The following is an 11,999-nucleotide window of genomic DNA, read 5'->3' on the forward strand; positions in this document are numbered from 1 at the left end:
TCTTACCTTTACCATCACAATAATAAACGAATGAGGGAAAAAACGATCGACTATGCCCTTCGGGCTACATGGATGGCGGTTGCCAAGATGTATAACGAAGAAGCAAGTAAAAAAGGCAGTACTATGGCTACTGGATTTGCACTCCTAAGTATTGATCCAGAAAGTGGCACTCCATCAACCTCTTTAGGACCCAAAATGGGCATGGAAGCTACAAGCCTGTCACGTACTTTGAAAACCATGGAAGAAAAAGGATTAATCTATAGAAAAAAGAACCCTCAGGATGGCCGAGGTGTTTTGATCTATTTAACCCCTTTTGGAGTAGAAATGAGAAATTTCTCTAAAGAAGTGGTTTTTACTTTTGACAACGCGGTAAAAAAACATATTCCAAAAGAAAAACTAGATGTTTTTCTGGAAGTATTTCAGATCATCAACGATTTAATATCGTCAAAGAAAATTTATAAAAAACAGGAATCTATAAAACCTTAACAACCAGAAGTTCAACAATGAAAAGAATCATTAAAAAAGTTGCAGTCGTCGGCTCAGGAATTATGGGATCGGGAATTGCATGTCATTTTGCTAATATTGGTGCAGAAGTTCTATTATTAGATATCGTTCCTAGAGAACTAAACGATAAAGAAAAGGCAAAAGGCCTTACTTTAGAAGACAAAGTAGTAAGAAATCGATTAGTAAATGATTCGCTTACCGCTGCGCTTAAATCAAAGCCCTCTCCTATTTACCATCAAAAATTTGCAAACCGAATTACCACAGGTAATTTGGAAGATGATATTGCAAAAGTTGCAGATGTAGATTGGATTATCGAGGTTGTTGTTGAGAGACTTGATATCAAAAAACAAGTTTTCGAAAACTTAGAAAAATACAGAACACCAGGAACTCTAATTACTTCAAATACTTCTGGTATTCCTATCAAATTTATGAGTGAAGGTAGAAGCGAAGATTTCCAGAAACATTTCTGTGGAACACACTTCTTTAACCCTGCTCGTTACTTAAAGTTATTTGAGATTATCCCTGGTCCACAAACTTCTACAGAAGTATTGGATTTCTTAAACGGATACGGAGAGCAATTCTTAGGTAAAACTTCTGTTGTAGCCAAAGATACACCAGCATTTATTGGTAACAGAATTGGTATCTTCAGCATCATGAGTTTATTCCACATGGTAAAAGAAATGGGATTAACTATAGAAGAAGTAGATAAACTTACTGGTCCGGTAATCGGTCGTCCAAAATCAGCTACCTTCAGAACGGTAGATGTTGTTGGTCTGGATACTTTGGTTCATGTAGCTAATGGTATCGCTGAAAACTGTCCAGATGACGAACGTCATGAATTGTTTAAACTTCCTGATTTCATCAATACGATGATGGAAAACAAATGGTTAGGAAGTAAAACAAAACAAGGGTTTTATAAAAAGCACGTTTCCCCAGAGGGTAAAAAAGATATTCTTTCTTTAGATCTAGATACTTTAGAATATAGAGAAAAGAAAAGAGCTTCTTTTGCAACACTAGAAATGACGAAGACTATCGATAAAGTAATCGATCGTTTTAAAGTACTGGTATCTGGAAAAGACAAAGCAGGAGAATTCTATCGTAAGAACCTTGCCGCTTTATTTGCATACGTTTCAAATCGAATTCCAGAAATCACTGACGATTTATACAAAATTGACGATGCGATGAAAGCTGGTTTTGGCTGGGAGCATGGGCCATTCCAAATCTGGGATGCTGTAGGTGTTGAAAAAGGAATAGAAATGATGAAAGCTGAAGGATATGAGCCGGCAGCTTGGGTAAACGAAATGTTATCTTCTGGAAGTTCTTCTTTCTACACGGTAAAAGAGGGTGCTACATATTTCTACGAAATTCCAACAAAACAACAAACTAAAGTACCAGGACAAGATGCCTTTATCATTTTAGACAATATTAGAGAATCTTCTCAGGTATTCAAAAACAGTGGTGTTGTAGTTGAAGATCTTGGAGATGGAATCTTAAATGTAGAATTCCAAAGTAAGATGAACACTATTGGTGGTGATGTTCTTGCTGGTCTTAATAAAGCTATTGATCTTGCTGAAAAAGATTTCCAGGGATTGGTTGTTGGTAACCAAGGAGCAAATTTCTCTGTGGGTGCAAACATCGGTATGATCTTTATGATGGCTGTAGAGCAAGAGTATGATGAATTGAACATGGCGATCAAATACTTCCAGGATACCATGATGCGTATGCGCTACTCTTCTATCCCAACGGTTGTGGCTCCTCACGGAATGTCACTTGGTGGTGGATGTGAGATCTCACTTCATGCAGACAAAGTTGTTGCTGCTGCAGAAACTTATATGGGATTAGTAGAATTTGGTGTTGGTGTGATCCCAGGTGGTGGTGGATCTAAGGAAATGGCATTGAGAGCTGCTGATTTGTTTAAGAAAAATGATGTAGAGCTAAATATTCTACAAGAGCACTTCTTAACCATTGGTATGGCAAAAGTATCTACTTCAGCTTACGAAGCTTTTGATACTAACCTACTACAAAAAGGTAAAGATATTGTTGTGGTTAACAAAGACCGCCAGATCGCTACCGCAAAAGCACATGCAAAATTAATGGCAGAGCAAGGATATACACAACCGCCTCGCCGTAAAGACATAAAAGTACTTGGAAAACAAGCACTAGGTATGTTCTTGGTAGGAACAGACTCTATGGAAGCAAGTAGATTTATCTCTGAACACGATCACAAAATAGCCAACAAACTAGGTTATGTAATGGCAGGAGGAGACCTTTCTGAACCTACTTTGGTTACAGAACAATATTTACTTGATCTTGAAAGAGAAGCTTTCTTGTCTCTTTGTACAGAACGTAAAACTCTTGAGCGTATCGAACACATGCTTAAGAAAGGAAAACCTCTTAGAAACTAGAACCTTAGAAAAAGAAAAAAAGATGAAAACAGCATATATAGTAAAAGCTTATAGAACAGCCGTGGGAAAAGCGCCCCGTGGATTGTTCAGATTTAAAAGAACTGATGAATTAGCTGCAGAAACTATCGAACACATGATGAAAGAGCTTCCTCAATTGGACAAGTCTCGTATCGATGATGTGATCGTAGGAAATGCAATGCCAGAAGGTGCACAAGGATTAAACATGGCCCGTTTGATTTCATTAATGGGATTAGATTCTATCGATGTACCAGGTGTTACCGTAAACCGTTTCTGTTCTTCTGGACTTGAAACTATCGGGATCGCTACTGCAAAAATTCAAGCAGGAATGGCAGATTGTATCATCGCAGGTGGTGCAGAGAGTATGAGTGCAGTACCAATGACTGGTTTCAAAACAGATTTGAACTATGACCTGGCAAAAGATAACGCAAGTTATTACTGGGGAATGGGGAATACTGCAGAAGCCGTAGCAGATCAGTTTAAAGTATCTCGTGAGGATCAGGATGAGTTTGCTTACAATTCTCATATGAAAGCATTGAAAGCACAAGCTGAAAACCGTTTTCAGGATCAAATCGTGCCTATCAATGTGGAGCAAACTTACATCGATGGTAGTGGTAAGAAAGCTACAAAATCATATACGGTAAACAAAGATGAAGGACCTCGTGCTGGTACTAGCAAAGAAGTTCTAGGTAAACTAAGACCTGTATTTGCTGCAGGTGGTAGTGTTACTGCGGGTAACTCTTCTCAAATGAGTGATGGTGCTGCTTTTGTAATGGTCATGAGCGAAGAGATGGTAAAAGAACTAAATCTTGAGCCTATTGCACGTATGGTAAACTATGCAGCTGCTGGAGTTGAACCAAGAATTATGGGTATCGGACCGGTAAAAGCTATTCCAAAGGCGTTGAAACAAGCTGGTTTAAAGCAAGATGATGTAGAGTTGATCGAACTTAACGAAGCTTTTGCTTCTCAGTCGCTTGCTGTAATCCGTGAACTTGGATTGAATCCAGATATCATCAATGTAAACGGAGGAGCTATTGCTTTGGGACACCCACTAGGTTGTACAGGAGCAAAGCTATCGGTACAGCTATTCGATGAGATGCGTAAACGTGAAATGAAAGGAAAATACGGTATGGTAACTATGTGTGTCGGAACAGGACAGGGAGCCGCTGGTATTTTTGAGTTTTTGAATTAAAATAAAAGAGTAAAAGAAGAAATATAATACGAAGAAGATGAGTACAGAAACTATAAATAAAGATATTTTACGAGGTGGACAATTCCTTGTAAAGGAAACAAAATGTGAAGATGTATTTACTCCAGAAGATTTTTCTGAAGAGCAAAAAATGATGCGTGATAGCGCAAGAGAGTTTGTAGATCGCGAATTATGGGCGCATTGGGAGAGATTTGAATCTAAGGATTACGATTACACAGAACAGTGTATGAAAAAAGCTGGTGAGCTTGGTCTTTTGGGTGTTGCTGTTCCTGAAGATTATGATGGACTAGGAATGGGATTTGTTTCTACAATGCTTGTATGTGATTATATTTCTGGAGCAACAGGATCATTCAGTACAGCGTTTGGAGCGCACACTGGTATCGGTACTATGCCAATCTCGTTATACGGAAATGAAGAACAAAAGAAAAAATACGTTTCTAAATTAGCCACTGGTGAGTGGATGGGTGCATATTGTTTGACCGAGCCGGGAGCAGGATCTGATGCTAACTCAGGAAAAACCAAAGCTGTTCTTTCTGAAGATGGAAAATACTATTCGATCTCTGGTCAAAAAATGTGGATCTCAAATGCAGGATTTTGTAACCTAATGATTGTTTTTGCTCGTATTGAAGACGACAAGAACATTACTGGTTTTATCGTAGAATATGATCCGGCAAATCCTAACGGAATTTCATTAGGAGATGAAGAGAAAAAATTAGGAATCCACTCCTCTTCTACTCGTCAGGTATTCTTTAGCGATACCAAAGTACCAGTAGAAAACATGTTATCTGAAAGAGGTAATGGTTTCAAAATTGCGATGAACGCTTTAAACGTTGGTCGTATCAAATTGGCAGCTGCTTGTTTGGACGCACAACGTAGAGTAATCAATGAGGCTACAAAGTATGCTAACGAGCGTATTCAGTTTAAAACGCCTATCGTTAATTTTGGAGCTATAAAATCGAAGCTTGCTGAAATGGCTACCAACACGTACGCTGATGAGTCTGCCAGTTATAGAGCTGCAAAAAATATCGAAGATAGAATTGCTATTCGTCAAGCTGAAGGTAATACGCACCAAGAAGCTGAACTTAAAGGTGTAGAAGAATATGCTATCGAATGTTCTATTCTTAAAGTAGCAGTTTCTGAAGATGTACAAAGTTGTACAGATGAAGGTATCCAAATCTTTGGAGGTATGGGATTCTCTGCTGATACTCCAATGGAATCTGCTTGGAGAGATGCTCGTATTTCTCGTATCTATGAAGGTACCAACGAGATCAACAGAATGTTGGCAGTAGGTATGCTAGTAAAAAAGGCGATGAAAGGTCACGTTGATCTGTTAGGACCAGCTATGAAAGTTGCTGATGAGCTTACAGGAATTCCTTCATTCGATACTCCGGATTACTCAGTATTGTTTTCTGAAGAAAAAGAAATCATTGCTAAGTTGAAGAAAGTATTCTTAATGGTGGCAGGATCTGCTGTTCAGAAATTCGGACCAAAATTAGAAGAGCACCAACAGTTATTAATGGCTGCCGCTGATATCTTGATCGAGATCTACATGGCAGAATCTGCAATATTACGTACCGAGAAAAACGCTAAACGTTTTGGTGAAGAATCTCAAGATACTCAAATTGCAATGAGTCAATTATACTTGTACAATGCAGTAGACATCATCATCAAGAAAGGAAAAGAAGCTATCGTTTCTTTTGCAGAAGGAGATGAGCAAAGAATGATGTTAATGGGTCTTAAGCGTTTTACTAAATACGCAAACCAACCTAACGTTGTTGAATTAAGAACTAAAATTGCCAACAAAATATCTGAAGAAAACGGATATTACCTTGGATAATTAATAATACATATTGCCGCCCTAGGGCTTTAAACTAGGGAGTTGTTTAATTTTGATTTAAGAAACCGCCTTTTTAGTATTGGGTAAAAGGCGGTTTTTTTATGCGTATTATTTAACCTCTACATCCTCGTATTACTCCAAAAAGGTAATCATCTGCAGCTTGTCCGTATTCATCGCCACAATTACTATCAAATGGATTGGTACTTCCTCCTAATACTCTACCGCACTGATCATGATCCAGACAGTCCTTTGTCCATGCACTAGCCAAAGTAAAAATTCCAGGACATCCAGAACCACAACGTCCTAAACAACGGTCTCCGTTTACTAATTTTCGCTCTCTGAATTCTCTTCCTCCCGCATCGTCATAAACCGCGGTAACATAGGTATTTTTGCGAATACAGGTAATTCCTTCGTTGGACCCCTTTATGCCATTAAGCCTATTACTTCTGATACTCAACTTATCATGAGCATAATGGTTAGGTGATTTAGCCCAATATTCTAACAATCTCAATAATGTAAACTCTGCCAGCGTAAAATCATCCACAGAACCATCTTTAAACAAATACTCGGATAACTCTTGGCCCAAATCCAAAAACGCTTCTTTTTGACTTTTACTTAAAACTGCTTTGCTTCCATCCAAATCTATATTTTCTGTAGCATAATCAATAGCGGCAGTAAGAGCATGTTGGTCTATATTAATCGTAGCCATATAAAGCACATCACTTTTAGCGATCACCTTAAAGTGAATTTCATGACCATTCATTCGTTTTTGCCCACTGAGTATATCTGTTTCCTGAATTTCTAATCCTACAGATTGTGCAGTTTGGTTTTCTTCAGATTGCTCGCAAGAAACTGTTAACAGTAAACAAATCAAGGCAATACCTAATAATCTAAATCGATTTTTCATTGTATAATAAAATTTAAGTTAGTGTTCTAAAGGTAGAAAGTGAAAAAAACACAATGAAAACCTAAATATTACCAAAACATTAAAATAATGAACGAAAGGTTAAAAGGGTAATAACTTTGTAAGATATTACTCAATAAATCAACAACTTATCAACACGAAAACGTTGTAGTACGGTTAGGACTCAAAGAAATTGAATATTTCGTAATAACTTAGTGAAAATTTAACACAAGAGACACTTTTACAAACAAAAATTTATTAATTATGAAATTAATTTCTCCAACTACGAAAATTGGAAATTTATTTGAGCTACTTATCACACATCAAAGAAACCTCGTTTTTTTTGATTAATGCTATAGTTTTTCAAATTCTGAAAACTCATCTTCAGGATATTTAAAGTACTTCTAGATTGTTTAGTTATCTGTTTTGATCTTCCTAACCTAACGAGTAAACTACATTACAGATAATTACACCAGAAAAACATGATCGGTTAGTCATTGATTTACAAGGTTTTTCAGATTTTCAATCCAGTCGACATCCAAATACAACCACTCCTTAAGATTTAATGTATTCAACAAAGCCATGATGTATTCTTATTGGCTTGTATTATTAAAATTTTAAACACTTATCACACTTAACTTAACTCAAAAAATTGAGAAATGAAACGAAAAATTTTTACCTCACTTTTAGTAACCTTACTTTTATGGATCCCCTTTGTAGGAGTTCAGGCCCAAGATGAAGATGTTATGTTTCAGGCTTTTGACTGGAATGTACAAAACCAACCTGCCGGACAGACTTGGTATAACGTTGTAACTCAAAATCGAAACGCTATTAAAGATGCAGGCATCGATTTGATTTGGATGCCGCCACCAAGTAATTCTGCTGCTCCACAAGGATACTTACCTAGAGAACTGTATAATTTTGATAGTGCTTACGGTACAGAAGCCCAGTTACGTAACTTAATTAATCAATATCACGCTTTAGATATGCGCGTGATTAGTGATATTGTTATCAATCACAGAGTTGGTACCAATGATGCGGTTACTTTTACAAATCCTGCATGGCCCACGTTTTATATCACAGCAGACGATGAAGGAAGAAATTTTGTAAATTTCCCGGTTAATTTCAGTATCAACAACGACTTTTTCCCGGGTAATGCCCTAAAAGCCGATGGATCCAATGGTGGATTTGCAGCGGCAAGAGATTTGGACCACGAAAACCCAGAGGTACGCCAGGAAATTATCAGATGGATGAATTTCTTGAGAAACGATCTTGGTTTTGATGGATGGAGATACGACTTTGTACATGGATACAATCCTATTTACAATAAAGAATATAACGATGCAACTAACCCATATTTTGCGGTTGGTGAATTGTTAGAAAGCAGCCGGGTACAAACCAATAATTTTGTAAACTGGACACAAGGTTCTTCGTCTGCATTTGATTTTAACACCAAGGTAAGTTTGCAAAATGCAATCAGAGATAATAACCTATCATATTTACGCGATTTTTCAGGAAATCCTTCGGGAATGATTGGTATCAACCCAACAAAATCAGTTACGTTTTTAGACAATCATGACACTGGAGAGGCACAACAGTGTTGTGGATCTAATTTTGTATTTCCAGGTGGAGAAACGAACTTAAGAAAAGGATATGCTTACATTCTTACGCACCCAGGCAATCCAATGGTATTTTGGACGCATTTCTTCAATGCTGGAACAGGGGTTCGTGATGCGATCAAAGATTTGATTGCAATTAGAAAAGATGTAAGAGTATTTGCTGGATCTAATATTAGTATTGCTGAAGCTAGAAATGATCTATATGCTGCTTATATCGATGGTAGAAATGGTACAATCGCAATGAAATTAGGTAGCGGGAACTGGTCTCCAAATGGTAGCGGATGGACATTAAGAACTTCAGGTAACGATTACGCTGTTTGGACACAAGGAGGAAGTAATACCGGAGGTGGAACCACAACAGTAGATCCATTTACAGTTAATTTCCAAAAACCAAGCGGATGGAGTAACAACGTTAATGTATACTTCTTTGATGCATCAGCAAATGCTACTCTACCAGGAACTGCAGGATGGCCAGGTCAATCCATGAGTAATCTCTCTGGAACCCAGTGGTATGCATACACTTTATCTCCACAATCAGGAACATCTGCGGCTAATATTCGTGTAATTTTTAATGATGGTGGAGGCAACCAAACCGACGATCTCTCAAGAAGTACAACCGGATGGTATACCAATGGGACATGGACAGACACCTGCCCAAGTGGTTGTAGCGGCGGATCAACACCTTCAAATCAGGTAACCCTTAATTTCTTGAGACCCGGAGGTGGATGGGGCAACACTACTAACATATATCTGTATAACAATGCTACCAACCAAACCCTAGCAGGAACTCCTGGATGGCCGGGGCGATCCATGGATAATCTCAGTGGTACATCATGGAGTCGTAGTACCTTTACTATTCCAAATGGAGTTTCTACGAATAATATTGGTGTTGTTTTCAATAATGGTAACGGACAACAAACTGTAGACTTGACAAGAGGTACTAACGGATGGTTTAGAGTAACTGGTAGTAGTAGTGGAAAAAGAACAGGAACCTGGACGGCAAATTGTACCACCGGATGTCCAAATAGAGCAGCTAACCTAACGACTACTATTGATGATGACAATGGATTACTAGCCAAAAATGCAGTAACCATCTGGCCAAATCCTGTAACAAGTAATGCTACCATTACGGCACATACGACTACTGATGGGATTCTGGAAATTACTGCCTCAAATATTCTAGGTCAAACCAGAACTATTTATAGTCAAAAAACACTGGCAGGAAGCCAAAATATTCCCTTAGAAAGCTCTCAAATAGGAGAAGGAATGCAGTTCTATACTGTAAAATTAAATGGAGAAAGACTTTCGGAACCAATACGGGTCATAAAACAATAATCCGCTAAGTTTATTCAATTTTAACATTTTTTTTGTTATACTAATAAGCGATTGTGTCTTATATAAGATACAGTCGCTTATTAATTTTAGAATAAACTTTTATTAGCAATAAATATATGAACCGATTACTTATTTTATCAGCCTTTACTTTTATCTTTCTTTATTCGTGTGCCAAAACTCAAAAACAAGACTCAGATACCTCTGTCTCATCGGCAGCAGTAGCACAGACATTGGCAAAACCAGAAAAAAAAGATCACCAAATCATTGAAGTTCAAAAAGCTGTCATCGTACCCGAAATTGACGGGCAAATGAATGACCCTATATGGAACGATTTGAAATGGTTACCTATGGATCAGGCCTGGATTGGTGAATATCCAACGGTAGATGATTTTTTTGGCAGATATAAAATAGCCTGGACTCCAGAAGCCTTATATATTCTTGTAGAAGTAAAAGACAATATATTAATTGATCAATACAAGGATCCCCTAACGCAATGGTGGGACGACGACTGTGTCGAAATTTTTATCGATGCTGATAACTCCGGAGGAGAACACCAATTTAACAATAATGCTTTTGCTTATCACGTAGCTTTAGATGGAAACGTGGTGGATTTGGATTCGAAAAAAGAACCCATCCTCTACAACAACCATGTGATTTCTAAAAGAACGACTACAGACAATGTTTCTGTTTGGGAGTTTGAAGTAATAGTTCATAACGACACTTATGAAGAAGGAAAAACCAATGATGCCAAAGTCTTGCAAAAAGATCAGAAAATCGGTTTCGCCATTGCCTATAATGATAATGACACCAGCAAAGAGCGTGAAAACTTTATGGGTTCTGTTTTTGTTCCTGGAGAGGATAAAAACCAAGGTTGGATCAATGCTGATATCTTTGGAACCATAGTACTTCAAGAGTAGGAATCCTAAGTTTTAAAAGATATTTATGAAGTAAAAAATCTAGAAACCGATTTTAAATACATATATTTAGTAATAAATATCTAGTCCTCTGAAACCAAAGTTTTATATACTTCCTGTAATTATTTTGTCACAATTTTTTTGCACCTCCCTTTGGTTTGCAGGAAATGCCGTTATCGATGATTTAGCAACACAGTTTAATGTTGAATTTAATTTACTGGGATATTTATTATCTTTTGTTCAGTTTGGATTTATCGTTGGGACTCTCACCTTTGCTTTATTAACCCTTGCCGATCGCTATTCTCCTTCTAGAATATTTATGATTTGTGCTTTTTTAGGAGCGATATGCAATTTGTCATTATTGATTCCCAACATTAGTATTTTCAACTTGCTTACGGCACGCTTTGGAACCGGTTTTTTTCTTGCGGGTATCTACCCTATCGGTATGAAGATCGCTTCAGATTATTACAAAGGCGGATTAGGAAGAGCTTTGGGATACTTGGTTGGCGCCTTGGTGCTGGGTACCTCTTTCCCCCATTTCATCAACGAATTCTCTTGGAGTAGTGATTATAAAGCGGTAATTATCAGCACTTCCATTTTGGCGAGTGTCGGAGGCATTAGTATTTGGGGACTTGTACCCGATGGTCCATATCGAAGACCAGTGAGTAAATTGCAACTTGGTGTAGTTACGCAACTTTTTAGCATCCAAAATTTTAGAAAAGCAGCTTTTGGCTATTTTGGACATATGTGGGAGCTTTATGCCTTTTGGGGATTCGTGCCGGTAATTTTAAAAACATATGCAAGATACAATGCTATCGAGTTACCTATATCCTTTTGGTCTTTTATTATCATAGGGATAGGAGCTGTTTCTTGTGTGTTGGGAGGATTAATCTCCCTGCGAACGGGAAGCAGAAAAGTAGCTTACAATTCTTTACTCGTTTCCGGGATATTTTGCATACTCTCCCCCCTGCTATTTAAGCTATCTCCTCAACTATTTATCTCAGCTTTATGTATTTGGGGAATGGTGGTCATATCAGATTCACCACAATTTTCTACCATGGTGGCAGCGACCTCTCCTCCAGAATTGAGAGGTACTGCGTTAACAATCACCAACTCTATTGGTTTTGCCGTGACCATTATAAGTATTCAGCTATTATCAGCATTGGTTGAAGTTTTTGACGATCGATTGATCTATTTATTCCTTGGATTTGGACCTTTGTTTGGACTATATGCCATGCGCAAATAGGTATTCA

At 37.7% G+C, this 11,999-nt stretch carries 8 protein-coding genes; 7 read left to right on the top strand and 1 reads right to left on the bottom strand.

Annotated elements, in window-relative coordinates:
- Window positions 1–30 precede the first annotated feature (30 nt).
- From ACXAGJ_RS16060 to ACXAGJ_RS16075, 4 genes are read left to right on the top strand one after another with little or no spacing between them, the layout of a single operon-like run.
- Window positions 31–486 carry a MarR family winged helix-turn-helix transcriptional regulator gene (locus ACXAGJ_RS16060; protein ID WP_073314584.1) on the top strand — a complete coding sequence of 152 codons (456 nt, stop codon included), beginning with the start codon at window positions 31–33 and terminating at the stop codon, window positions 484–486.
- Window positions 487–503: 17 nt separating this feature from the next.
- Window positions 504–2,909, top strand: coding sequence for a 3-hydroxyacyl-CoA dehydrogenase NAD-binding domain-containing protein (locus ACXAGJ_RS16065; protein ID WP_473286271.1), 2,406 nt, complete (start codon window positions 504–506; stop codon window positions 2,907–2,909).
- A 22-nt stretch (window positions 2,910–2,931) separates the two neighbouring features.
- A complete protein-coding gene (locus ACXAGJ_RS16070) occupies window positions 2,932–4,119 on the top strand; it encodes an acetyl-CoA C-acyltransferase (RefSeq protein WP_474841151.1) in 1,188 nt (395 codons plus the stop codon).
- 37 nt (window positions 4,120–4,156) lie between these two features.
- Window positions 4,157–5,974, top strand: coding sequence for an acyl-CoA dehydrogenase family protein (locus ACXAGJ_RS16075; protein WP_474841152.1), 1,818 nt, complete (start codon window positions 4,157–4,159; stop codon window positions 5,972–5,974).
- A 112-nt stretch (window positions 5,975–6,086) separates the two neighbouring features.
- Here the strand turns inward: ACXAGJ_RS16075 and ACXAGJ_RS16080 are convergent, their stop codons facing one another.
- Window positions 6,087–6,881: a DUF8213 domain-containing protein gene (locus ACXAGJ_RS16080; protein ID WP_474841153.1), complete on the bottom strand. Its 795-nt coding sequence runs from the start codon at window positions 6,879–6,881 to the stop codon at window positions 6,087–6,089.
- Window positions 6,882–7,537: 656 nt separating this feature from the next.
- Here ACXAGJ_RS16080 and ACXAGJ_RS16085 point away from each other — a divergent pair.
- From ACXAGJ_RS16085 to ACXAGJ_RS16095, 3 genes are all read left to right on the top strand, one after another.
- On the top strand, window positions 7,538–9,832 hold the full coding sequence (locus tag ACXAGJ_RS16085; protein ID WP_474841154.1) for a starch-binding protein: 2,295 nt from the start codon (window positions 7,538–7,540) through the stop codon (window positions 9,830–9,832).
- Between the two features lie 116 nt (window positions 9,833–9,948).
- A complete protein-coding gene (locus ACXAGJ_RS16090) occupies window positions 9,949–10,749 on the top strand; it encodes a sugar-binding protein (protein ID WP_474841155.1) in 801 nt (266 codons plus the stop codon).
- 124 nt (window positions 10,750–10,873) lie between these two features.
- The gene (locus ACXAGJ_RS16095) at window positions 10,874–11,992 is read left to right on the top strand and encodes an MFS transporter (RefSeq protein ID WP_474841156.1); all 1,119 of its coding nucleotides are present in this window, start codon (window positions 10,874–10,876) and stop codon (window positions 11,990–11,992) included.
- The last annotated feature ends 7 nt before the right edge of the window (window positions 11,993–11,999 follow it).

Source organism: Aquimarina sp. AWH4_224, from assembly GCF_056160245.1.